The following is a 24,585-nucleotide window of genomic DNA, read 5'->3' as shown; positions in this document are numbered from 1 at the left end:
GGAGGTTATTTACATATTTGACGGATTAGCTCTTGATTTTTGCCATATAATGTCGATATGCAGTTGGAAATTCAAAAATTGTAAAAAGTGAGAATTCCGAACAATGAGTCAGGAAGCCCCCGAAAATAGTGGTTCTGAAAACGTTGATAACAAACTTGAAGAAATTCTTGAGGCGTTAAACAAGGCTGAAGAAAAGATCGACGCTTCCTCGTTGAATGAAGAAGAGGCAGGCGAAGCTGATCAATCTAATGATCATGAAGTGCTTGAAAAACTCTTGCTTGAAAACCAGACGCTTAAAGATGATGCGCTTCGTGCAGTTGCTGACATGCAAAACCTGCGGAAACGCACGCAGCGTGAAATACAAGATGCTAAAACATTTTCTGTTTCTAGTTTTGCAAAAGATATGCTTGGTGTTGCGGATAATTTACGTCGTACGATTGAAGCTGCTCCAAAAGCAGAAGATGGCGCTGCAGATGAAAATCTGAAAGCGCTATTGGAAGGCGTTGAAATGACTGAGCGTTCAATGCTTTCTGCATTGGAACGACATGGTGTTAAGAAGCTTGACGTAATGGGTAAGAAATTTGATCCAAATTTCCATCAAGCGATGTTCGAAGTTCCTGATACAGAAACACCAAACAACACGGTGGTTAATGTGGTGCAGGATGGTTACGTTATTGGCACCCGTGTTTTACGACCAGCAATGGTTGGTGTCGCCAAAGGTGGACCTAAAATTGTCGAACAAGATATTGATTCTAAAGAATAACTTGGACATTATTGGTTTTAAAGATCGATAGGTCTAATTTTTCAATTCAGCTCCTTACTTTCAGGTGATGATTCATCTGGAAATGTATTCCCTTGCGCACTGATTCCATGCATTTTGATTAACGCAAGAATCGGGTGGTTTGAATAGGGGTGAATTTAATAAAGCATAGTCGTGCAAAACAGAAAGGCATGATTATGGAACTAAAAAACAAAACAATCATTATTACTGGCGCAAGCAGTGGTATCGGCGCTGCCGCCGCTCTGCTTTTTGCCTCGGAAGGCGCTAACGTAGTTCTCGGCGCAAGGCGTAAAGCCGAATTGAAAAAAGTAGTTGATCAAATTATTCTTAGTAATGGCAAAGCATCCTGCTTTATCGGTGATGTGACTGACGAAGCCTATTCCAAGCAGCTCGTGGATCATGCATTAGAAAAGTATGGCAAACTTGATGGTGCATTTAATAACGCGGGAATCATGGGGAACATGGGTCCGGTTTCTGAGATGGATTCAGCAAATTGGGATGCTGTAATTGCGGCCAACTTATCCAGCGCATTTTATGCTTCTAAAGCCCAAATACCAGCAATGATTACACAGGGAAAAGGAGCTATTGTGTTCACTAGTTCTTTTGTCGGGTCCAGCAATGGCGGTATGCCGGGAATGGCCGCTTATGCTGCCTCAAAAGCTGGGATGACCGGATTAACGCAGGCGCTTGCATCTGAACATGCTGGCGAGGGTATCCGTGTAAACGCTATCCTTCCTGGAGGAACAAAAACTGCAATGGCGGGAGATGATCCCGATACTCAGGAATTTATTGCGAACTTGCATCCGTTGAAACGCCTGGCTGACCCAAAAGAGATTGCGCAATCGGCGTTATACTTGTTATCTGATCGATCAAGTTTTGTAACAGGCGCACAGCTTAGCATTGATGGCGGAATATCTGTTCGGTTGCTTTAATCTTACGCTGCTGGCAATTGTGTAGCCAGCAGCTTTATTGTTAAAATTGATACTTCGATCAACCTGTTATTGTGCGTTAGTTTATTTCAGAATACCGGATTCTTTAACAAGATCTGGAATTGATACTTGCAGTCTTGGTCCAATATACTGAATGACTTGCGATGCAATAAAGTTTCCTAATTTGGCACATGTTTCCAAGTCATGATCGTGGGTAAAGCCATATAAGAAACCAGCTGCATAAAGATCGCCAGCGCCAGATGTATCAACAATATTTTCGACATGATGGCCATCTACGATAATAGTTTCATCTCCATTGATAACGATCGAGCCTTTTGGGCCACGTGTCACGGTCGCAAAATTGCAATCGCGGCGCAGATTTTCAACCGCTACATCAAAACTATCGGTCTCGTAGAGAGATTTTACTTCATCTTCATTGGCAAAAACGATGTCAATCGTACCTGTTCTAATAAGGTCCAAAAACTCTACGCGATGACGATCAACACAAAAAGAATCAGAGAGTGATCCGGCCACCAATCGGCCATTCTCATGAGCTATCTTTGATGCCAAGCGGATGGCATCTTTTGCACGCGGCGGATCCCACAGGTAGCCTTCGAAATATGTAACCTTTGAATCAGCTACGACTTGCACATCGATATCTTCTGGCCCGATCTCAACGCAAGCACCAAGGTAGGTGTTAAATGTTCGTTCCGCATCAGGTGTAACAAACACCATGGATCTAGCAGTCGGTGGTGTTCCGTCTAATGGCACACTTTCAAATTGCGTGCCAATGGCACGAATGTCATGGGTAAAAATCTCACCGAGTTGATCATTGGAAATTTTTGCAAACAAAGCTGTTTTTGCGCCAAATCCTGCTGCGCCTGCGGCGGTGTTGCAAGCACTTCCGCCAGATGTTTCAATGGCCGGTCCCATGCGTGCATATAGTGTTTTAGCTCGATCAGAATCGATCAGATTCATGGCACCTTTGATAATGCCATTGTCTTCGAGAAATTTATCATCACAACGCGCGATAATATCCACAATAGCATTTCCGATACAAAGGATATCAATAGATGGCATTTTAAGTCTCATTTTTGTTTTGATGGCGCTTTAGCTCGTAAAGCTTTTCAAGGGCTTCGCGTGGCGACATATCATCTGGATTGAGGCTTTGCAAAAGATTTTCTACTTCACTCGGTTCATTCTTTCCATGATGCGTTGGTATATCGGCTTTGACGGAAAATAGCGGCAAGTCATCAATAAGTTGTTGAGCTGGATTTTCTCTATCATTTTCTTCGAGTTGTTTTAGAACTTCGCGCGCGCGATGAACAACAATATCTGGCAATCCAGCAAGTCGGGCAACTTGAATTCCATATGATCGATCTGCAGTGCCAGGCCCGACTTCATGCAAAAAAACTACATCGCCATCCCACTCTTTGACCTTCATGGTGGCCGTCGAAAGACGGACCAATTTATCTGATAAGGCTGTAAGTTCATGAAAATGTGTCGCAAATAGTCCCCGGCTACAGTTTACTTCGTGTAAATGTTCAACGGCAGCCCACGCAATTGAAAGCCCATCAAAAGTTGATGTGCCGCGGCCAATTTCATCCAGGATCACGAGTGATTTTTCGGTAGCTTGATTAAGGATAGCTGCTGTTTCGACCATCTCGACCATAAATGTCGAGCGTCCACGAGCCAGATCATCGGAAGCTCCCACGCGAGAAAATAGGCGGTCCACGATACCAATATGAGCATGCCCCGCGGGAACATAAGAACCCATTTGTGCCATTATAGCGATAAGTGCATTTTGGCGAAGAAAAGTTGATTTACCACCCATATTAGGACCAGTAAGCAACCAAATTGCTGCGTTTTGTTCTGTTTCATTCGGTGAAAGATTGCAATCATTTGCAACAAACGGATCAGCTGATTGTAGTCGAAGTGCTTGTTCAACAACCGGGTGACGACCTGCGACTATGTTAAATTCATGTGAATGGTCCACTTGTGGACGGCAATATCCCTGCTCTTGGGCCAAATCAGCATTTGCGATGGCAACGTCAATTGTAGATATCGCATCAGCTATATTTTTGATTAAGGATGCATGTTTGACGACGAGCTCGCAAAGTTCGTCGAATAAGCTTAATTCTATTTGTATTGCTTCATTGGCAGAGTTTGCAATTTTGCTTTCAAGTTCCGCCAACTCTGTGGTGGTAAAACGCATAGCGTTGGCCATCGTTTGCCGGTGAATAAATTTAGCCTTTGCTTCATCATCTGATGTTAAGGCACTAGCGTTTTGTGCAGTTACTTCAATGAAGTAACCAAGCATATTATTGTGCTTGATCTTAAGGTTTTTTACAGATGTTTCTTCTGCATATTTGAGTTGCAACCCGGCAATAACCTGCCGAGATTGATCACGCAAAGCTAGGCATTCATCTAATGTTTCGTGGTAGCCTTTCTTTATGAAACCACCATCGCGTTTAAGCAGCGGTAATTCGTTAGAAAGTGTCTTATTTAAGCTATCAAGAAGTTCCGCTGGTAGTGAAGATAGATGTGTAACAGCATCTGAGATCTCAACCGGCATATGCCGATCCCCAAATATGGATAGAACTTCCCTTGACGTGCTAATGCCCATACGCAATGTACCGAGGTCTCGTGGACCTCCTCGATTGAGAGCAAGACGTGATAATGCACGTAGCATATCTGGCATAGCCTTGAGTGCTTCTGCAAGTTGTTCGGATAGCATATTGTCTTTGATAAACCAACTCACCGAATCAAGCCGAGTATTAATTTCGTCAGGGTCAGTAAGTGGTGACATGAGGCGTTCTGCTAAAAGGCGGCCACCACCTCCAGTTACAGTTCGATCTATTGCTTTAAGCAGACTTCCGTTTTTCTCGCCAGATAAAGTCCTGACAAGTTCCAGGTTCGCACGTGTTGCTGGGTCAATAAACAGATTTTGCCCATCTCCATCCCGAGAAGGTTTTTCCAATGGCGGGCGTTCATCCAGTTGCGTTTTTTCGATATAGCCGATGGTAGCCGCAATTGCTGCCAATTCTACCCGAGAAAAATTACCTATGCCATCAAGTGCGGAAATATCAAAGAACCGCTTTATACGATCTTCGGCAACCGTACTATCAAACATCACAGCGGGTTGAGGGACAGCTGTCGTTCCCAAAATATCAAATGTTGCGCGAAGATCTTCATCATGAAAAAGGTTTTCTGAAACAACCAATTCACTTGGTTCAATGCGCAAAATATCAGCTAGGAGTCTGGTCTTTGTTGATGTACAAACCCGAAATTGCCCTGTTGAGATATCTGCCCATGCAAGTGCGAACTCATGCTCACCACTTGTTTTAAGGCGAGCGGCTGTCATCAGATAATTTGATTGCGATGGGGTAAGAAGTTTTTCCTCTGTCAGCGTTCCCGGTGTGACAAGCCTGACGACATCACGCCGCACAACAGACTTGGCTCCACGTTTTTTTGCCTCGCTTGGAGCTTCTGTTTGTTCGCAAACAGATACACGGAAACCTAGAGCAATTAGTTTTTGCAAATAATCATCAGCAGCATGAACGGGCACGCCACACATGGGAATATCTTCGCCCATATGTTGACCGCGCTTAGTCAGCGTTATGCCCAGTGCGCGAGATGCATCCACAGCATCGTCAAAAAATAGTTCATAAAAATCGCCCATACGGTAGAACAAAAGTGAGTCTGGGTTTGTCGCTTTGATCTCAATGAATTGTTCCATCATCGGCGTCGCTGATGCACGGCTTTCTTGGCTAACAAGATTACTTAATAAATGGGGATCTTTAATAGATTTTTTGTTAGTCAAAATGTGTGCCGGCTCATGCGAATGCGGACAGATGGGAGTTTGCCCGTGAGAGAAAAATCATCTGCTCACACTAAACATTGGCAGGAGAATAACAACTGTAATAAGCAATTTCTCACAATTCAATCATGTGATTGATGAGTAATTTACTTAGGATTTAACACAAGTAACGCCCGTTCCTCGAAGGTTACAATAGCCACCGGGGTTTTTTGCCAGATATTGCTGGTGATATCCCTCAGCATAATAAAAAGTATCAAGCGGCTTAATCTCGGTTGTAATTTCTGAGGAAACACCTGCTTTACTAAGGTTTTTTTGATATTGTTTTAAACTTAATTTGGCGGCTTCTAGTTGAGCTCTGGTAGTCGTATATATTGCAGAGCGATAAGTTGTACCCACATCATTGCCTTGGCGCATGCCTTGAGTTGGGTCGTGTTCTTCCCAGAATGTTTTTAGAAGCTGTTCAAATGTAACTTTTCTGGAATCAAAAACGACTTGCACAATCTCTGTGTGTCCTGTTTGTCCTGTGACCGTTTCTTCATAAGTAGGGTTAGGTGTAATGCCCCCGGCATAACCAGTTGCCGTGACAAAAACACCATCAATTTGCCAATAGAGACGTTCAACACCCCAAAAGCAGCCCATCCCAAAATAGGCAGTTTCCAGGTTATCCGACCATGGGCCTTTTAAAGACATCTGATTGACAAAATGAAACTCAGATGTCGCTATGGCATCACTGCGACCAGGTAATGCGTCTGCCGTAGTTGGCATTTGTGTTTTTTTCGAAAAAAAATTCTCAAACAACATCATTCATCCTTTGCAACTTATCGCGTAAAAAAACGATCTTCGGGTTTTTCGCGTTTATAGCTTAGCGCATAGAACAAAAATGACAGCACTAAAAATACTACCGAACTTGGCTGCAGTAATATCCATTGCGCGACCGGGTCCCACGCTTCTTTTAAAAGATAAGTCTGAATGAGCGTTGTTGCAAGTTCCAGAGATTCCGGATTAAACCCTTCCCAAGATTCACCGAGAGGAGCAAGCGTTAGCTGACCGACAACGACCGAGTGAAGTGCATCCACAACCCCAACAATGATTGCAATAATGAGGCAGATGATACTGATAAAGCGGAAAATAAATCTCATTCGTTTTAAACTTTTCTGAAGGTCGTATTGTAAATCTTGGCATAGACTTAATTTACGTATCTAGATTGTGCAATGCCACCAGATATCTTGCGTCTATCAGCTTGTCGAATTTTGCAACAAAAATACTAGAAAGTGATTGCTAAAACATTGGTTCTGGCTATATTGCGCGGAAATCCTAGCAAGAACTACCGAGCTAGTGTTTAATCTTATCACCGTATAACGCGATAAGAACGGAGAGGTGGCCGAGTGGTCGAAGGCGCACGCTTGGAAAGCGTGTAGGCGGGCAACTGTCTCGAGGGTTCGAATCCCTTCCTCTCCGCCATTTCTAACTTTTGTGGAAATAGCATAGCGAATTTGCGGTAAAACAGGCAAATATTTGATCTGATGCCGCAAAGAAGTTTCTCTAGCACCAACAAAAATAGCAGCAAAATTATGCTGCTATTGATACTTTCCTTAAATGCTCCAAATCATTTTTGGATTTGGGAATAAGGACTACTATGCCGCAGGATTATGCAGGCGATTGTATAATATAGGTGAGTTTGAAGCCCCGCGAAGTGTTTTTGCACCGTATAGGACTGCCAAATCAGCAATTGGTTCAACAAGAATGACAAGCATATAAGCGGCACCGAATGACGCAACGCTAGACAGGTTTTCTGCGCCGAAGCCTTGGCCATAAAATGCCCAGAACGCAACCCAGCCAACAATGCCGGCTTGGTATGTTGTCGATAGCGCAAGTGCTTGTTTATAGGATAGATCCACATAAGCCGTTTTTGGCGCAATAATGCGCTTTGCAAGCATACCAACAGCCCAAAGCGGAACAAGCAATGTTGTTAAGTTGATGCCATATTGCGGCAAATCAATTGGCGCGAACAATACGCCTTGAAGAAGAAGGCCTGCCGCCAAACCAATTGCTGCGGCACCGCCGCCAAACAAAAGATAAAGGGTTGAGCCCAAAATAAAGTGAACTTCCGAAACGCCAACTGGATAATGGGGAAGTACTTGAAAGAAAACAAATACCAAAATGGTTGAAATTACACTTCTTACTGCTAGTGCTGAGATACCACCATCATGTTTAATTGTATCAAGTGCCATTTTTCCTAAAAGACCAGCAGCACCAACTGCAGTTGCATAGCTCAAAGCGATTTTTGCGCCATCAACGACGCCAGGTTCTACATGCATTATATTACTCCTTGTTCGCACCCACCGTGCGCGAGTTTAAGTTTTGGCCGATTCGGCCGGTTGCTGATGGCAGGTCTCCTGGCTCATGGTTTCATGTTTTTCTCACCTTCCCAGCCAAGTTGGCCAGTGGTATAACGAGATTAACAACCACATACAGTTGCGGGGGCAGCCATAGATTAGGTTCCTTTTGGATACGCCTTGCTATGTTCCCTTTTATTTTCGTCCGCTGTCTAGCTTTCAAAAACCATCTCTGTTGTTTTTGCAGAATCGCTTTGATTGAGCAAGTTATAATTCGCAAGTTTGGGGATTTCAGATCTGTTCTGATTAATGGGGAGATGGAAATGCAGTTAGAAACTGAATGCAATATCATTTATTACACGTAAAAAGGCGGCCAACTTGGCCGCCTTTTGTAACGCTTAGATGGCCTATTTGCCCCAGATTTTTGCGTATGCTTCACGGTATGGCGACTGGGGGTCAAATTGATTGCTATCACCCATAGCCTTAAGGCCTTCTTCCGTAACAAGTGCAGGTGAAGTTATGTAACCAGAACATGCTTCACCCTGGATTGCACGGTTCAACTCATCCACGAGCTGCCAACCTTGTAAATTTAAAGGCTCGGCTACGGTGATCGCTTGATACTGATTTGTGCGAATGCGCTGAAAAGCTGCCTCAGAACCATCGCCAGCCGAGCCGGCTTTAGGTGCCCCATCCCCAGCAATACCAGCTGCGGCAAGTGCAGGGCCCATAAAGTCAAAATATAAGTCATTAATAGCCAGGGCATGCGTCCATTTTGCACCGTATTTCTGCAATAATGACGTCGTCAGAGGGCCCATTCGAGCAGATGTATCGGCAATAGGCGTATCTACATACTCAAGAACGGTGCCACCCATTTTCTCAATGGTTTCTTTAATGCGATCTGCTTTATCAATCGCAATCTGGTAGGTTGAATCTGTGAAGATAACAACGGCAGGCTTACCGCCAGCATCTTCAACTGCCCATTCAGCGGCCGTTTCAGAAACAGTCATGGCATCCGTTGATACATTTGCGAAGATGCCGCCCGGTGCATCGCAGCCAATTTTTGGACCTGAGTGCCAGGATACCATAGGGATTTTTGCGGCTGCAACGGTTTCAAGCGCAGCTTGTTGTTCAACAGCATCAAAACCGTTGATAACAATACCTGCGGGTTGCAATGCCATCGCTTGTCCAAATGCAGCAGTACGGCCTGAAATTGAACCAGCGCCATCAATTACGCGTACGTTCCAACCAATTTTTGCGGCAGCTTCTTCAACGCCATTGGTAACACCCAAGATGCCACCGTTTTTTAGATCGCCAGCCAGAACAACAATTGTCTTATTATCTGCTGCTTTTGGTCCGGTGGTTGGGCCATCCCATTTCGCCATCTGAGCGTTCGCAGCCGAAAAGCTTGAACCTGCAATAATTGTGCCTGCTAGCAGGACTTTCATAAATGTACGTTTCAGCATGGTTACCTCCATAGTTGCTGATGAAGTTTAATTATTTTTTGACTGCGCCCTTTCGTCTTTGCGCATAGCCAGCAATTCCAATGGCGATCAATAATGTTGCGCCATTAAACATCGGCTCAACCCAGAACGAGCCGCCAAATTGCTGAATTCCTGAAATGCCCACAGCAAGAATGGATACACCAATAATGGTGCCCCACACATTTACGCGGCCGGGTTTTATTGTCGTTGATCCTAAGAAAGCGCCTACAAGAGCGGGGAGTAAATATTCGAGGCCAACACTTGCCTGACCAATTCTTAGTTTTGCCGCAAGGATAACGCCTGCCAGAGCCGTCATGATCCCTGACGCTACGAAGGTGCCAACAACAAATTTTCGTGTTGGAATGCCATTGAGTTCGGCAGCTTTTTGATTTGCGCCAATCGCATAAAGATATCGGCCCATGGGTGTATATTCAAGCACAAGCCAGAGCGCTATCGTAATGACAAATACGTAATATGCGGTGATCGGTAAGCCAAAGATGAATGTACCGCTGATGGAATAAAACCCATCGGGCAAAGCGCCTACAACCTGACGGCCACCAGTGTGCCATAAAGCTAATGCATAAAGTACAGTGCCTGTTCCCAATGTTGCGATGAAGGAGTCAATTTTTGCAACCTCAACCAAAACACCATTTAGAAAACCAACCAATGCGCCAAGTATAATGACAATCAATACAGCAGCAGGCCAGGGAACTCCGTAAAGTGTTTGAAGTGAGATCGCTAGAATATGCCAAAGCACAATTCCATATCCAACCGTTAAATCAATACGCCCTGCGGCCATGGGGATCATTGCAGCAAGGCTAAGTAGTGCAATAATGGCTTTGTCGGATAAAATGGCGCGAAGATTCAGCATCGTCGGAAAAGTATCCGGCAACATGATGGAGAAAAGAATTATCAGAGAGATGGTAAGGATTAACAGACCATAAACTGGTATATAGCGGACTAGTTTTTCTCCGAAACTCAAACCCTTTACTTCTGCTTTTGTTGGCTCAAGAGCGCCAGATTCAATAGATTGCATAACTAACTCCTACCCGCTTCAAGTTCGGGTGAATTTTGAGCAACGTCCCCAGCGGAAGCTGCTTGAATAAGTGTTTCGGTCGAAAGGCTAACGCCGGAAAGTTCTTCGACGACCTGTCCCCGACTAAAGACAATAGCGCGATGACAAATCGCGGCGACTTCTTCAAAATCCGTAGAAACCACGATCACGCCCATTCCAGTGGATAGTGCTTCAAACAACAATGCATAGATTTCAGCTTTTGCGCCCACATCAACACCAGCTGTAGGGTCCTCTGCAATCAATAATTTGCGGTTAGTCGCTAACCAGCGCCCGACAATAACCTTTTGTTGGTTTCCGCCCGATAAGGCTTCAATCGCGAGTGTTGGATCATTTGGGCTAAGTCCTAAATCACGCCCCAATTCATATGCTTTACTGTCTTCGGTCTTTGACGACATGAATGAGAATAACCCGCGTCCGGTAGCTTCAGGGTTCAAATAAGCATTCTCGCGAATGGTTAGACTTGGTGCGATAGATTCAACAACACGATCACGTGCAACAAGACCGACCCCTGATTTCATTGCCGCTCTTGGTGTGCTTAGATCGGGCTTCTCTCCATCAAGAATAATTTCGCCGGTAAATGGACTGGCACCGTAAAAACTGCGCCCAATTTCCTCGTGGCCTGCGCCGCGTAGTCCAACCAACCCTACGATTTCACCATGATTGATTTTCATATCAAGCGGGCCGGCAATACCTGAGCATAAGGCACGAGTTTGAATAACAGGTGCGCCAAGATTAACCCCTGGACGATCAATCTCCCGGGTTTTCTTACCCACGATAAGGTTAACCAATTCTGGAGGGTTCGTATGAGCAATGTCACGCATCCCGACCATCATTCCATCCCGCAAAACAGCAACGCGATCAGCAATTTTGAAGACTTCATCAAGGCGATGAGAAACATATATCATCCCCACGCCTGCTTCCTTTAACGGACGAAGCGCATTGAACAAGCGTTCCACTTCGTCCGCAGGGAGAGAGGCTGTTGGTTCATCCAAAACTAAAAAATCGCATTCAACAGATAAAGCTCTTGCAATTGCTACAAGTGATTTTTCTGTTCGGCTAAGGTCAGACACTCGGGTTGTTGGGTCAAAATCACAATTAACTTTTCTAAGTGCACGCGCTGCATTATCTTCAGCGTTCTTCCAATCGATTAAACCAAGTCTACGTGCAAAACCTTGTGCTAAAGCCATGTTTTCAGCAACAGTCATCCATTCCACCAAACCTAAATCTTGGTGGATAAATGCTACCGCTTGCCGTTCATCCAGTCGTGAAGGAGAGTGAGTATAGCGTGTTCCATCAATAGAGACATGGCCTGAATCTGGATTGTGAATACCGCCAAGAACCTTGATAAGTGTTGACTTGCCAGCGCCATTTTCTCCCAAAAGCGCAACGATTTCACCGCGAGCAACATGTAATGATACGCCACGTAGTGCAAGCGTACCGCCAAATGATTTGACGATATCATCGAAAAACAAGCCATTTTGCGCTGACTTTGGCATTTTATTCTCCTCCACCACCCAGTTAACAGTACCTCAATTTGCATGTTACCGGTAACATGCGCCTATAATGTCTTGCAAATATTATCAGAGTCAAGCAAAATGTTACCGATAACTTACTTTTTTAGAGCGGCGCGAAATTGGCAAAAAAATCAACGAGAAAACGAGGGGCAACATTAAGTGAAGTGGCTGCTGCTGCAGGAGTTTCCAAGATGACCGCTTCACGCGTGTTAAGAAATGCTGATGGTTTCACAGAAGAAACGCGCAACAAGGTTATGCAGCAGGTTGATCGTTTGGGCTATGTGCCTAATCGGATTGCAGCCGCATTTGGCTCATTTGAAACATCAACTCTCATTGGTGTTTCCGTTCCTAGTTTAACCAGTGGCCTTTATGGCCCGGTGTTGGATTCAATAGATCGTACATTTCTAAAGTACGGTTATCAGACGATGATTGGTGCGCACGAGAGATCGTCTGACACTGAGGAAGAATGGTTACGCGCCATTTTGGCATGGCGCCCGGCAGGTGTTATTCTGAGCGGTCGAAAACATACGCCAGCGACGCTCGATATTTTAAAAGCACAAGCTATACCAATTGTTGAGATTTGGAACTTAAATACCAGCCCATTAGATGTTTCCGTGGGTTTCAATCATTTCGATTGCGGGCACGAGATGGCTAGATATATGCTGTCTAAAGGCTATCAGAAAATCGCCTACGTTGGGGCTAATCGAAATGAGGGTGGTACCAATGAGACGAGACTTGATGGGTTTGAGGCAGCATTAAGTGATATGTCGCTTGGCTTGGTATCCAAAGAGATTTTGGTTGATCATGCAGGTTTTTATTCAGGTTATTACGGAACCGAAAATGTACTTAGCCGCACAAGTGACATCGATGCTATTTATTATCAAGATGATACGATGGCTGTAGGTGGCCTATTCTATTGTCAAAAACTTGGCATAGATGTTCCTGCCGATATCGCGATTGCCGGTTGGGGCGGGATGGAGGTTACCTCTGTACTCCCACGGAAACTGACGACCACAACAGTGGCAACCCAGACTTTAGGAAAGGCGGCAGCCGAGGCGCTTGTTGCCCGAATTCGGAATGAGCCGACAAAAGACGTAACCGTTGTTGAAACGCGCCTTATTCCTGGTGAAACTGTTTAACTAGGTGCAATCTAGGGTTTCTGAATACCGCTTCTGTTTAAAGTAATGGTGTAGAGGCTGGTTGTCGCTGTGATGAACAATTGATGCTTTGCTCTACCACCAAAACATATGTTCGAGACAGTTTCAGGAACAAGGATTTTACCCAGAAATTTACCAGTCGGGCTGATGCAATGTACGCCATCTCCTGCAGATGTCCATACATTTCCGTCTTCATCTAGCCGGAAACCATCGGCACACCCAGGCGCTACTGTATGAAAGTCTGTGCCGTCATCGACATTGTTTCCCTCAACGGCATAACAGCGAATAAGGCGATTGGCATTCTCGTCAAATATCTTTCCCGTGTCAGCCACATATAATTTCGTCTCATCATGAGAAAAGGCGAGCCCGTTGGGACAGTCAAGATCGGTAACAACAGCCGAAATCTCTTTGGTATCGGGATTAATCCGATAAACCTGACACGGGAGTTCTTGTTTGGACTTGAAGCCTTCATAATTGGTCATGATGCCATAATGCGGATCGGAGAACCAAATTGAACCATCTGATTTTACGATAACATCATTTGGCGAGTTTAGCGGTTTTCCTTCGAAACTGTCGGCAATAATGGTGATTGATCCATCATGCTCGGTTCGCGTTACTCTACGTGTGCCATGTTCACACGAAACAAGCCGCCCTTGCAGATCCCGCGTATGGCCATTGGTGTAGTTTGATGGTTCGCGATAGATAGAAATACCATCACCCGGGGTCCATCTCATGATTCGATTATTTGGAATGTCAGAGAACAGAAGGCAATTTGCATCTCCGAACCAGACAGGGCCTTCTACCCAGTCAAAACCAGTTGCTAATTGTTTAACAGGCGCATTTCCCAGCACATAGGTAGAAAAGAGTGGATCCGCTGCTTCATAGAACGACATCTATTTATCTCCGCATCAATTTTTGTTATCGATAACATATATTTTGTAAACAACAAGTGGAAAACCCACATGAATTTTAAAACAAGTCTCATCCTAACTCACAGCGCAACTTTGGCAATGCTTCAGGCTGCTGTTAATAAAGCAGAAGCTCTGGATCAGCCGCAATGTGTCGTCATTGTTGATGCAAGCGGCGAGCTTCTTGGCGAAATCAGAATGACTGGCGCAAAGTTCTTAAGTCGCAAAAGTGCCCTGTCGAAAGCATTAACGGCGGCATCCATTCGTGGACCAAGTTCAAATGTCCCAGAAGCTGTAAGGCCTGCAATCTCTGCAGCAACATCTGGTAATGTTACTGGCTTAGCAGGCGGTTTACCTATCATCAAAGATGGTGTTTGTGTAGGTGGTATCGGAGTGGGATCAGGTTCTGGCGAACAAGATATTGAGGTTGCGCTCACAGCGCTTGAGGCTGTCGGCGCACAGGTAGATTTCAGCTAAAGAGCTTGTCTCCACTTGGTTAAGTGGAGAACTCTATTTGGGCCTTCATTGCTTGGGTGCGGTCTCCGGCGATTTCAAAACCTTTGATGGCGTCATCCAGTTTCACTGTGTGGGAAATTAAAGGGCGTACATCAATTTGTTTTTGCTGCATAAGGCGAACAGCAATTTCAAATTCCTCATGAAAACGGAATGAGCCGCGTAAATCTAGCTCTTTGGCAGTAAGTGCCTGCATTGGAACTGTCATATCCCCGCCAAGGCCGAGTTGCATTACCAGGCCACGAGGACGCATGGTCGAAATTCCAGCAGCGAGAGCCGGAGCTGCGCCCGAGCATTCAAACAAGACATCAAAATATCCTTTGCCAGCTTTGTACTGATCAAGGTCTGCGCTTGCTTTGGCCATATTAATAACTTTATCTGCGCCAACTTTTGTAGCATAGGCAAGAGCTGCATCTTCGAGATCTGTGACTATAATTTCTGCAGCACCCGCTGCACGCGCTGCCAGTACACATAATGTGCCAATGGGACCTGACCCCGTGATCAGTACTTTCTTTCCTAGCATTTCTCCAGCGCGACGGACACCATGTAGGCAAACTGACAATGGCTCACCCATCGCAGCTTCTCCAGCAGTTAGCCCATTCGCTTTGACGCATTGGTTTGCATTGGCGACAATCTTCTCCCGGAATGCGCCTTGAATATGTGGGAACGGCATTGCTGATCCATAAAACCGCATATTTTCACAATGATTTTGTAAACCTTCGGCGCAATATTGGCAGTTATTGCAAGGTCGTGATGGTGACAGAGCAATAAGGTCACCAACGGCAAACCCACTAACACCTTCACCTAGTTCCTCGATGTAACCGGAAACTTCGTGGCCCAGAATCATTGGTTCTTTGACTTTAATTGTATCGCCAATTCCGCCATGATTGTAGTAATGGAGATCGGAGCCGCAGATACCGCCTGTTGCGATGCGAATTAAAACTTCACCTGCCTTTAGCGTATCAAGTTGAGTCTCTTCAATTCGAAGATCTTTAGCTTTGTGAATTACAATCGAACGCATAAAATTACCTTATGTAACCGGAGATAGTAGTGGTTTACCATCAAATTGAGCTATGAGATTTGCAAGAACAAGGTCACCCATTGCCTCGCGTGTTTCGACTGTACCAGAGCCATGGTGAGGTTGTAATAACACATTATCAAGCTCAAGAAATCGTGGGTTGAGATGAGGTTCACCTTCAAACACATCAAGCGCGGCTGACCCGACAGTGCCCGCCTCTAGCGCGTCCAGAAGTGCAGTTTCATCTATATTTGCAGCACGAGAAACATTGATTACCATCCCATCCGGTCCAAGCGCATTGAGCACGTCTTTGTTGATAATATGTTTTGTTTCTGCCGAGGCCGAGAGCGATACAAAGAGAATGTCGCTGTTCTTTGCTAATTCTATGGTGTTAGCGATAAACGGCCAATCTTCTTTAAGATTATGCGGTGCACGGGCGCTGTAGGAAATATCCATGTCAAAACCGGTAAGCCGACGCGCGATCTCATAACCAATTCGCCCCAGACCTAGAATGCCGACACGTTTTCCATGAACACGCCGGGTAAGAGGGAGCATGCCTTTGCGCACCCATTCTCCCGATTTTACGAAGGTTTCGGCACCTGCAACGTTTCGGCCAAGAGCTAACATCATTGCGACGGCTAGATCCGCCACATCCTTTGTCAGAACATCCGGTGTGTTCGTTACATGGATATTCTTTTCTTTTGCCGCCTCAATATCAACGGCATCAAAACCAACACCGTAAACGCTGATAATCTCCAGATTTGGAAATGAATGGATTAATTCACGATCCGCGCCGAGGTCACCACGTGTCGCGATCGCTTTAATTGATGAGCTATGCATTTTTATAAAATTTTCTTTGTCATCAACCTCAAAATATCGATGAACATGGAAGTGTTCTCGCAGCATTTTTTCATCTCGCTCCGAATAAGGGCCGATTTGGAGAATTTCAACTTTTGCCATTCAATGTTCCGATATTGCTTGTAATTGTTATCGATAACATATAGACGTGGAGCTAAACACTGTCCAGTAAAATTTGCCAACAGAATTCGAAAGTTAAACGATGACACAGAACTTATTTGACCTTAATGGAAAAACTGCATTGATCACAGGCTCATCTCAAGGGATTGGATACGCGCTTGCAAAAGGTTTGGCGGCATCAGGTGCCAAGATCATTTTAAATGGTCGAGATGTCGAAAAACTAAAAAATGCCGCTGATCAACTAAGGTCTGAGGGTATTAATGTTACTGAACTGGCTTTTGATGCAACAGATCATGACGGCGTGCGAGACGTAGTCGACGGATTTGAAAAAGAACACGGAGCCATTGATATTTTGGTCAATAATGCCGGTATGCAATTCAGAACTGCACTGGAAGACTACCCCGCAGATATGTTCCAAAAATTGCTGACTACAAATGTCGCTTCTGTGTTCAGTGTTGGGCAAGCAGTTGCGCGTCATATGATAGGGCGTAAGGCTGGAAAGATCATCAATATCGCATCAGTCCAAACCATGCTCGCTCGGCCTGGTATTGCTCCTTATACCGCCACAAAGGGTGCCGTTGGAAACTTAACAAAAGGCATGGCAACAGACTGGGCGAAATATGGTCTGCAGTGCAATGCGATTGCACCGGGTTATTTTGATACGCCGCTAAATGCAGCATTAGTGGCTGACCCTGAATTCAGTGCCTGGCTTGAAAAGCGAACACCTGCGGGTAGGTGGGGAAATGTAGATGAGCTTGTTGGCGCGTGCGTTTTCCTAAGTTCTGCCGCATCCAGCTTTGTAAATGGCCATACGCTTTACGTGGATGGTGGAATCACGGCTAGCTTATAAGCATTTTTGTATGATTGAGATCAATAACAATAAACGTCTCTTTGTGGTTATGGGAGTTGCAGGTTGTGGTAAGTCCACAGTTGGAAATGCTCTTGTTGGCCAACTTGGAGGAACTTATCTAGAAGGAGATGAGTTCCATCCTATGGTCAATATCAAGAAGATGAGCAATGGCGAACCGCTAACAGATGAAGATCGTTGGCCATGGCTAAAAATAATAGCTCAGGAAATGTCAAAAACAGAGGGTCTTGCTTTTACAGGATGCTCTGCTCTTAAGCGTTCATATAGAGATTTGTTGCGTCGGGAAGCTGGCGAAGGAATTACTTTTATTCATTTGTCTGGATCCAAAGAGGTCATCGCCGATCGTATGAAGAGGAGAGCAGGTCATTTTATGCCGACAGATCTACTGGATAGCCAGTTTGCAGCGCTTGAACCTTTATCAAACGAAGAAACTTCTATTACTGTTGATATCTCCTTCTCACAGCAGCGGATTTTGGATCAAATTTTAAGTTTAATAACAGATCAGAACAAAGGCAATTAGATGGCATATAAAGTTGGATTAATCGGCGCTGGTGCTATGGGTGGAGCAATAGGAACTCGTCTTCTATCTGAAGGTTGTGAGCTGTTTGTCTTTGATCTTGATAAAGAACGGGTAGCCGAACTTGTTGCCAAGGGTGCAATCTCGTCAAACTCAGCAGCTGATGCTGCACAAGCTTCAGAATTTGTAATTTTCAGTTTGAATGCGTCGAGAATTGTTGAAGTTGCTGCTTTTGGCAATGGCGGTGCAGTTGAAGGCGCAGGCCCTGAAACTTTGTTTATTGATATGTCCTCAATTGATCCCACTGAAACCCGCAGATTTGCTGAAAAGGCGGCAGAGCATAATATTGGCTGGGTGGATGCACCTTTATCCGGCGGAGCACCAAAGGCCCTTATCGGTGAACTGACATTAATGCTGGGTGGAGAAGGTGGCCATGTCAAGAAGGCAATGGAATGCCTTAAGCTTCTTGCATCCAATATGTCTCACATGGGCCCAAGTGGCGCTGGCCAAACAACGAAGATTATCAATCAAGTGCTATGTGGACTTAATTTTGTTGCGGTCGCTGAGGCCACTCAATTGGCCCTGGATGCCGGTGTTGATGCGACTAAAATTCCGGCAGCCCTTGCAGGAGGTCGCGCAGATAGTGCCGTTTTGCAAGAATATATGCCGCGCTATGCTATTAAAGATTATGACCGTCAAGGTCGCCTGGCTAATATGGTCAAGGATCTAAATTTTGCCCAGAATTTGGCATTGGAAACAAATACATCTATGCCTGTGACAGCGGCATGTATGGAGATTTATAAAATGTTGGTTGCGTCAGGACTGGGTGAAGAAGATTTGCCTGTTTTAATGGAATATTTCAAAGGGCCTGATAAGGCAAACTTTAAGTAAATGGAAATAGCTTGCAAAGAGGATCGGTCAAAGTTGGTTCAGGCGGGGTAGAGGAAAAGTTGTGAAGGATAAACCAAAACTAGCCACTATGGCGGATGTTGCAAAACTTGCTGGCGTTTCTAGCATGACTGTTTCGCGCGCCTTAAAGCCTGAAACGTCCGTTAGTAAAGCGACACGAGACAAAATTCAAAAAGCAGCTGACGATCTGGGCTATGTTCTTGATACAAGGGCCTCTGAATTTTCCTCAGGTCGCTCTGGTTTCGTTGCTGTTACGATACCATCGATAAACAATGGAAATTTTGCCGACACAGTAAAAGCGCTCTCTGACGTTTTAGCAAAAAATGACCTTCAGGTCTTGTTGGGTTACTCAAATTATCATGTGGATCGTGAAGAACAGCTTATCACTCAGCTTCTAAAAAAGCGCCCGGAAGCGATTATCGTAACGGGTGGTGTTCATACAGACAGATGCAGAAATTTACTTGAGAATTCGGGCATACCGGTCGTAGAAACTTGGGATATTCCTGAGAATCCAGTCGACCAGGTTGTGGGTTTTTCAAACGCATATGCTGCAGAATTGATGATCGAACATTTCATCAAGCAAGGTCATACAAAGATTGGTTTTATTGGTGGTGATAATTCTCGAGATAGCCGCGGACGTGATCGTTATGAAGGGTTTTGTAAAACGCTCGAAAAACACGGTTTAGATGCGAGCAGAATATCGTTTCAGGAACAGTCCCCATTTTCTATGGAACCGGGTGTTAACGGCCTAAAACATATCCTGAAAGAATGGCCCGATACTCATGCGATTATGTGTGTTTCAGATCCCGTCGCATTTGGTGCGGTAACCGAATGTAAGAGACTTGATCTATCAGTACCTGATACTATAGCAATCGGAGGGTTTGGTGCCTATGAGCTTGGTCTATTTTCAAATCCATCAATTACAACAATTGATGTTGGTGCTGCATTAATTGGACAGTTAGCTGCTGAAAAGATCGTTGATCTTCTGTCTGACAGCAGACGTGAGAGTAACAAGGTTGTTCAAACCAAACCGCGCCTAATTAAACGTCAAAGTGCCTAATAGTACGATTGTGGTTGTCAGTTTTTAGAAGTGCGCAGAGCATGGTTTACTTACCCTAACCCGCTATGCCTAAATATAGCTGTTTCAGGTTGTAAAAGTTGTATCTTGCTTGATCGGATCAGGCAGGATGGACAAATCGTATAAATCATCTAGATAGGTAAGATCCACTTGAGCGTTGGTGAATATGCTGAGGTTATCACTCTAAGTTGTGAGAGTTTAAATGAGTTCAAAAACCACTGTTGTCGTCGGCGCTGGAATTATCGGCGCATCGATTGCATATGAGCTGCAAAAACGTGGTCGAAATGTTGTGATGGTTGATGGCAATGCTCCAGGTCAGGGAGCATCGTTTGGAAATATGGCATCTGTTGCCGTGACTGAATTTATGCCATTGGCTCGCATGTCGACCTGGAGGCATATGCCTGGTTGGCTAATCGATCCGGAGGGACCGGTAAGTGTCAGCCCAAAATATTTCCCCCGCCTGATCCCTTGGTTCTCTCGTTTTATTCTTGCCAGCAATCCATCGACGGTTCAAAAGTTAGAGTGTGCGGGAGCCGAGCTTTGTCAAAGATCGCTGGCTGATACAGAGGAACTATTAGCTGAGATTGATGGCGGTGTGCGGGTATCAAAACAAGGCTGCTTGTCACTATATGCAAATGATCGTGAGTTTGCGGGGGACCGTGAACGTATTGAAATGCTTCATCGTCATGGGTTTGACTACGAGATAATTGAGCATAGCAAAATTCGTGATCTGGAGCCGGAAATATCCGATAAAATCACTAAAGCAGTTTTATTGCCAGACAACCGTACACTCACGGATCCATACCAAATGGTTGTTCAGCTTGTCGCAAGATTCAAGGCTCTTGGAGGTCAAGTACAACAATCAAAAGTTACTGGTTTTAAACGTGGAGCACGTATTTCCGGGGTGCATTTACAAGGTGGAACTATTTTAGAAGCTGATAATGTGGTGCTTTGTGCTGGTGCATTCACCGGCGGCCTCTCAAGGTTGTTGGGAGAGCCTATACCACTGGAAACGGAACGCGGCTACCACACTCAGATCATGGCTCCGGACATCACAATCAAACATTCGATTATTTGGCCAGCCAAAGCATTTATGGTTAGTCCAACGGCGGGAGGCATTCGTGTCGGAGGTACTGTCGAATTGGCAGGTTTGAATGCAACACCTAACTATAAACGCGCTAAAATCACAGTTAAGCATGCTCGCAAAGCGTTGCCAAACCTGAAAATTCAGAACATTTCCGAGTGGATGGGTCATCGCCCGGCATTGCCGGACACCATTCCAGTCATGTCACCATCAGCCAAAACACCCGGTGTCTTCTACGCCACCGGTCATGGTCATCTTGGAATGACTTATGCAGCAACCACGGCAAAGTTGATGGGGCAGCTAATATGCGGTGAGCGTCCTGATATTGATCTTTCGCCCTATAGTGTGACCCGGTTTTAGATGTTTATTTTAAAACTGTAGAATGAGTTAGAAATCCATTGGCTACAATAAAAGCTTCACTTTCTTCCACATGTGCCACTTGGCAAGTGTTTTAATTACAGCATTCAACCGCGGCCTATAAATGGCATTGTCGTTGCCATAACAGTCATAAACTGAACATTTGCATTAAGTGGAAGGTTAGCCATATGCAGAACAGAATCTGCGACGTGTTGAACGTCCATAACTGGTTCTGGTTTAATGGATAAGTCGGCTTGAGGCACGCCAGCACCCATCTTGGCTGTCATATCAGAGGCGGCATTACCAATGTCTATCTGGCCACAAGCGATATTGTAAGGCCGACCATCTAATGAAATTGTCCGCGTTAATCCAGTGATAGCGTGTTTTGATGCTGTGTATGGAGAAGAACCTGGACGCGGCATTGATGCAGAGATAGAACCGTTATTAATAATACGGCCACCTTGCGGTGTTTGTTTACGCATAAGATTAAATGCGCCGCGAGCCATTGTAAATGCACCTATAAGGTTGACGTTGATAACGGTTTTAAAGTCGGCAACAGGCACATCACCAATTGGTGCAGCGGGCACATTGTTACCAGCATTGTTAAACAACACATCCAGGCGGTTATGATCCTTTTCGATCTGAGCAAATAATGCATCAACATCTTCTTCTGACGTAACATCGCAGGCAATTGCAGAGCTTCTATCAGTTCCGATCATCTCACATGCTTCAATCAACGCCTGCTCTCTGCGGCCTGTTAATATGGTATGGTACCCACTCTGAGCCAATGTTCTGGCGCATGCAAAGCCGATACCTGAGCCACCACCAGTGATAAGTGCTATTCTTGTCATATTGTTTCTCCCATCCAATTAGGCATGCAAAACTTGCGTACCATATTGATAAGTCGTTTTTAATTTCGACGTCGTGTAGTTGGAATTATTATAGAATGTTATCGGTAACAAATATATAGAAAACTTGAAAAAATGGTGAGAAAACACGGACAATTGGATTTGTCAATTATGAGTTTAGCCAGAAAACAGCAACGTTGAACAGTAATGAACATAGCGATCTTTAAACAGTCCAGGATGGCGTAATTCTCAGAGTGGTATTGCCAGGTTGTTGACGGTCAATTGTAAAGAGTGGGCAAAGGCAATTTCATGCCTCCATTTCAGCGGTATAGTCGGCCCAGAGGCTGAATGCATCGTTGCGGGCGTGACGGTATGACCTCGCGGTGAGTTGGTAACGGCGGGTCGGAAGATTAGATTGATCTGGTCATGTGCAGACAGAAACCCCTGAGCCTGTCGATGAGACTTGAATCGACCAATTATTTTCTCTCGTTTGTGGGTTGGCCTGTGTGATACTTCGATCGCGTTGTTTAGGCCTTTGTGGGCGCGGTGCTCCGCGTCCGGTGCCAGTGTTTTGATAGGCTTGATGTAACTGCGTAATTTGTCGGTGATGACGACCCTTAGTTCGCCAAACTGGGCAACCAGTCTTGGGAAAAAGCGCTTTGCTGCCATGGCATTACGGCGTGTTTGCACCAGAATGTCTAGCACGTCACCATCCGCGTCGATCGCACGCCACAACCAGAGCTTCTTGCCACGGATCGTAATCACGACCTCGTCTATATACCGCTTGTCGTTCGGCCGCGGACGATCGCGCCTAATGCAATCTGCGTAATGCCGGCCAAAGCGATTGACACAAAGACGGATCGCTTCATGGCTAACAATGATTCCGCGTTCTGCCAAAAGATCTTCGACATCGGCGGTGCTCAAATTAAAGCGGTATTACGTCCAAACAGCGTATAATATGATCGCTCGCGGAAAACGGAAGCCCTTGATGCTGGGCAAGACTGCAAAATTATTCATCGCATTTGACTACAAGATGCGGAGACCTGAAACAACTTGGCAATATCCTCGCGGTAGATATCGACCCAAGTCTTCATTTAACGCAGTGAATCCGCCATTTGGGCCATAGGTTATGAGTTATAGAATTTGCTTCTATAACTCATGAAATGATGATATTGTGAGTTATAGAAAGGAATCTTATAACTCATGAGATGGAACTGGCAACACGAAGAATGGCCGTATTTCAGCTATGATAGCAATAAACTATCAGAGCTGGAAGCATCGTTTCTGCGCCAAAGCGGTATCGTTATTGGAGCGCTTAAACATGTCAGCACTGACCAATATGATGAATTGGTCGTTGATCTAATCAGCACAGAGGCCATAAAGACATCTGAGATTGAAGGCGAATACCTTAATCGAGATTCGGTTCAATCATCTATCAAGCGTAATTTCGGACTAGAAACGAAATTAGGTCGCGTGGCACCCGCTGAACAAGGTATTGCGGAAATGATGACCGTTCTCTATCGAACTTATGAAGAGCCTTTATCTGACAAAATGATGTATGACTGGCATAAGATGCTCACAAGTGGTCGCAATGATCTAACTGATATTGGTCAGTACCGCACCCATAAGGAGCCAATGCAGATTGTTTCCGGCGCAGATTATACTGCAAAAGTTCATTTTGAAGCCCCACCATCGAATTCAGTTAAAGCTGAAATGATCAAATTTATTGATTGGTTTAACAACAGCACTAAATTATCGCCGCTAACACGCGCGGGGATTGCACATTTATATTTTGAATGTATTCATCCCTTTGAAGATGGAAATGGACGTATTGGACGTGCAATCGCCGAAAAAGCACTTTCCCAAAGCCTAAAGCAACCAACATTGCTTTCTTTATCTGCTACTATCCAATCAAATAAGAAAGCCTATTATCAAAAGCTTGAAGAATTCAATAAAGGGATCGAGATTACGGGATGGCTTGAATACTTTGCACAAACAATTCTTGATGCCCAAAACTATTCGCTTCGCTTGATCGAGTTCCTGATTGCTAAAACAAAGCTATATGATGCTCTCAGAGATCAGTTGAACGAACGCCAGGATAAAGTTATAGCGCGTATGTTTAAAGAAGGCCCCGATGGTTTCAAAGGTGGTCTAAGCGCGGAAAATTATATCTCAATCACTGGAGCCGCGCGCGCTACAGCGACACGCGATCTGGCAAACCTCATCGAAAAAGGTGCGCTCAAGCGAACAGGAGAGCGGCGGTATACAAGGTATTGGTTGGATTTACCCTAGGCTCAGGACCCATTAATTATCTTGCAAAGTTACATCAGCTCTGATTCATTTTATTGACTAAGATGGAGTTTATAATGAGCAATCTTTACTGGTTAACTGAGGTTCAAATGCTGCGGCTACGG

At 45.0% G+C, this 24,585-nt stretch carries 23 protein-coding genes, 1 tRNA gene, 1 pseudogene and 1 riboswitch; of the genes and pseudogenes, 11 read left to right on the top strand and 14 right to left on the bottom strand.

Annotation, left to right across the window (positions count from 1 at the left end):
• Positions 1-103 precede the first annotated feature (103 nt).
• Both grpE and AB2J24_RS13985 read left to right on the top strand, forming a co-directional pair.
• Entirely contained in the window at positions 104-763 is a 660-nt protein-coding gene (gene grpE, locus AB2J24_RS13990) for a nucleotide exchange factor GrpE (RefSeq protein WP_162654568.1), read from the top strand.
• Between the two features lie 194 nt (positions 764-957).
• Entirely contained in the window at positions 958-1,713 is a 756-nt protein-coding gene (locus AB2J24_RS13985; RefSeq protein ID WP_367385903.1) for an SDR family oxidoreductase, read from the top strand.
• Positions 1,714-1,794: 81 nt separating this feature from the next.
• Here AB2J24_RS13985 and AB2J24_RS13980 read toward each other — a convergent pair whose 3' ends face one another.
• From AB2J24_RS13980 to AB2J24_RS13965, 4 genes are all read right to left on the bottom strand, one after another.
• Positions 1,795-2,790, bottom strand: a complete 996-nt coding sequence (locus AB2J24_RS13980) for an adenosine kinase (protein ID WP_162654566.1) — start codon at positions 2,788-2,790, stop codon at positions 1,795-1,797.
• 1 nt (position 2,791) lies between these two features.
• Positions 2,792-5,515, bottom strand: a complete 2,724-nt coding sequence (gene mutS, locus AB2J24_RS13975) for a DNA mismatch repair protein MutS (protein WP_420883662.1) — start codon at positions 5,513-5,515, stop codon at positions 2,792-2,794.
• A 165-nt stretch (positions 5,516-5,680) separates the two neighbouring features.
• Positions 5,681-6,334 (bottom strand): peptide-methionine (S)-S-oxide reductase MsrA, encoded by a 654-nt coding sequence (msrA, locus tag AB2J24_RS13970; protein WP_367385901.1) that lies wholly within the window; start codon positions 6,332-6,334, stop codon positions 5,681-5,683.
• 14 nt (positions 6,335-6,348) lie between these two features.
• A complete protein-coding gene (locus AB2J24_RS13965) occupies positions 6,349-6,669 on the bottom strand; it encodes a hypothetical protein (protein WP_367385900.1) in 321 nt (106 codons plus the stop codon).
• A 232-nt stretch (positions 6,670-6,901) separates the two neighbouring features.
• Here AB2J24_RS13965 and AB2J24_RS13960 point away from each other — a divergent pair.
• Positions 6,902-6,991, top strand: a tRNA-Ser gene (locus AB2J24_RS13960).
• Positions 6,992-7,164: 173 nt separating this feature from the next.
• Here AB2J24_RS13960 and AB2J24_RS13955 read toward each other — a convergent pair.
• The 4 genes from AB2J24_RS13955 to AB2J24_RS13940 form a co-directional block, all read right to left on the bottom strand.
• The gene (locus AB2J24_RS13955) at positions 7,165-7,848 is read right to left on the bottom strand and encodes an energy-coupling factor ABC transporter permease (RefSeq protein WP_162654563.1); all 684 of its coding nucleotides are present in this window, start codon (positions 7,846-7,848) and stop codon (positions 7,165-7,167) included.
• A gap of 50 nt (positions 7,849-7,898) precedes the next feature.
• Positions 7,899-8,112: riboswitch (cobalamin riboswitch) on the bottom strand.
• Between the two features lie 161 nt (positions 8,113-8,273).
• Positions 8,274-9,311 (bottom strand): substrate-binding domain-containing protein, encoded by a 1,038-nt coding sequence (locus AB2J24_RS13950; RefSeq protein ID WP_367386003.1) that lies wholly within the window; start codon positions 9,309-9,311, stop codon positions 8,274-8,276.
• Positions 9,312-9,360: 49 nt separating this feature from the next.
• Positions 9,361-10,383 carry an ABC transporter permease gene (locus tag AB2J24_RS13945; protein ID WP_162654561.1) on the bottom strand — a complete coding sequence of 341 codons (1,023 nt, stop codon included), beginning with the start codon at positions 10,381-10,383 and terminating at the stop codon, positions 9,361-9,363.
• A 2-nt stretch (positions 10,384-10,385) separates the two neighbouring features.
• Positions 10,386-11,918 carry a sugar ABC transporter ATP-binding protein gene (locus tag AB2J24_RS13940; RefSeq protein ID WP_367385899.1) on the bottom strand — a complete coding sequence of 511 codons (1,533 nt, stop codon included), beginning with the start codon at positions 11,916-11,918 and terminating at the stop codon, positions 10,386-10,388.
• A gap of 137 nt (positions 11,919-12,055) precedes the next feature.
• Here AB2J24_RS13940 and AB2J24_RS13935 point away from each other — a divergent pair, with 137 nt between their 5' ends.
• Complete coding sequence (locus AB2J24_RS13935; RefSeq protein ID WP_197742897.1) at positions 12,056-13,075, top strand: LacI family DNA-binding transcriptional regulator; 1,020 nt, start codon at positions 12,056-12,058, stop codon at positions 13,073-13,075.
• An 11-nt stretch (positions 13,076-13,086) separates the two neighbouring features.
• Here the strand turns inward: AB2J24_RS13935 and AB2J24_RS13930 are convergent, their stop codons facing one another.
• Positions 13,087-13,986 (bottom strand): SMP-30/gluconolactonase/LRE family protein, encoded by a 900-nt coding sequence (locus AB2J24_RS13930; RefSeq protein WP_367385898.1) that lies wholly within the window; start codon positions 13,984-13,986, stop codon positions 13,087-13,089.
• A 69-nt stretch (positions 13,987-14,055) separates the two neighbouring features.
• Here AB2J24_RS13930 and AB2J24_RS13925 point away from each other — a divergent pair, with 69 nt between their 5' ends.
• Positions 14,056-14,478, top strand: a complete 423-nt coding sequence (locus AB2J24_RS13925; RefSeq protein WP_367385897.1) for a GlcG/HbpS family heme-binding protein — start codon at positions 14,056-14,058, stop codon at positions 14,476-14,478.
• Positions 14,479-14,497: 19 nt separating this feature from the next.
• On the opposite strand, the gene AB2J24_RS13920 is transcribed toward AB2J24_RS13925, so the two are convergent.
• A complete protein-coding gene (locus AB2J24_RS13920) occupies positions 14,498-15,535 on the bottom strand; it encodes an L-idonate 5-dehydrogenase (RefSeq protein ID WP_367385896.1) in 1,038 nt (345 codons plus the stop codon).
• 9 nt (positions 15,536-15,544) lie between these two features.
• On the bottom strand, positions 15,545-16,492 hold the full coding sequence (locus tag AB2J24_RS13915; RefSeq protein ID WP_367385895.1) for a 2-hydroxyacid dehydrogenase: 948 nt from the start codon (positions 16,490-16,492) through the stop codon (positions 15,545-15,547).
• A gap of 100 nt (positions 16,493-16,592) precedes the next feature.
• Here AB2J24_RS13915 and AB2J24_RS13910 point away from each other — a divergent pair, with 100 nt between their 5' ends.
• The 5 genes from AB2J24_RS13910 to AB2J24_RS13890 all read left to right on the top strand — a co-directional run bounded on the left by AB2J24_RS13910 (position 16,593) and on the right by AB2J24_RS13890 (position 21,326).
• Positions 16,593-17,360 carry an SDR family oxidoreductase gene (locus AB2J24_RS13910; RefSeq protein ID WP_367385894.1) on the top strand — a complete coding sequence of 256 codons (768 nt, stop codon included), beginning with the start codon at positions 16,593-16,595 and terminating at the stop codon, positions 17,358-17,360.
• Between the two features lie 10 nt (positions 17,361-17,370).
• Positions 17,371-17,898, top strand: coding sequence for a gluconokinase (locus AB2J24_RS13905; protein ID WP_367385893.1), 528 nt, complete (start codon positions 17,371-17,373; stop codon positions 17,896-17,898).
• Positions 17,899-18,786, top strand: coding sequence for an NAD(P)-dependent oxidoreductase (locus AB2J24_RS13900; RefSeq protein ID WP_367385892.1), 888 nt, complete (start codon positions 17,899-17,901; stop codon positions 18,784-18,786).
• 61 nt (positions 18,787-18,847) lie between these two features.
• Positions 18,848-19,864 (top strand): LacI family DNA-binding transcriptional regulator, encoded by a 1,017-nt coding sequence (locus tag AB2J24_RS13895; RefSeq protein ID WP_367385891.1) that lies wholly within the window; start codon positions 18,848-18,850, stop codon positions 19,862-19,864.
• Positions 19,865-20,084: 220 nt separating this feature from the next.
• Positions 20,085-21,326, top strand: a complete 1,242-nt coding sequence (locus AB2J24_RS13890) for an NAD(P)/FAD-dependent oxidoreductase (protein WP_367385890.1) — start codon at positions 20,085-20,087, stop codon at positions 21,324-21,326.
• Positions 21,327-21,330: 4 nt separating this feature from the next.
• Here AB2J24_RS13890 and AB2J24_RS13885 read toward each other — a convergent pair whose 3' ends face one another.
• From AB2J24_RS13885 to AB2J24_RS13875, 3 genes and pseudogenes are all read right to left on the bottom strand, one after another.
• Complete coding sequence (locus AB2J24_RS13885) at positions 21,331-21,405, bottom strand: hypothetical protein (RefSeq protein ID WP_367386002.1); 75 nt, start codon at positions 21,403-21,405, stop codon at positions 21,331-21,333.
• A 25-nt stretch (positions 21,406-21,430) separates the two neighbouring features.
• Positions 21,431-22,174 (bottom strand): SDR family oxidoreductase, encoded by a 744-nt coding sequence (locus AB2J24_RS13880; RefSeq protein ID WP_367385889.1) that lies wholly within the window; start codon positions 22,172-22,174, stop codon positions 21,431-21,433.
• Between the two features lie 304 nt (positions 22,175-22,478).
• Positions 22,479-23,188, bottom strand: a pseudogene (locus tag AB2J24_RS13875) (IS6 family transposase).
• A gap of 186 nt (positions 23,189-23,374) precedes the next feature.
• Here AB2J24_RS13875 and AB2J24_RS13870 point away from each other — a divergent pair.
• Positions 23,375-24,463 (top strand): Fic family protein, encoded by a 1,089-nt coding sequence (locus AB2J24_RS13870; protein ID WP_367385888.1) that lies wholly within the window; start codon positions 23,375-23,377, stop codon positions 24,461-24,463.
• Positions 24,464-24,585: the final 122 nt, after the last annotated feature.

The organism is Lentilitoribacter sp. EG35 (assembly GCF_040784015.1).
In the GTDB taxonomy this organism is placed as follows: Bacteria; Pseudomonadota; Alphaproteobacteria; order Rhizobiales; family Rhizobiaceae; genus Lentilitoribacter.
This window is presented reverse-complemented; position numbering and strand designations above follow the sequence as displayed.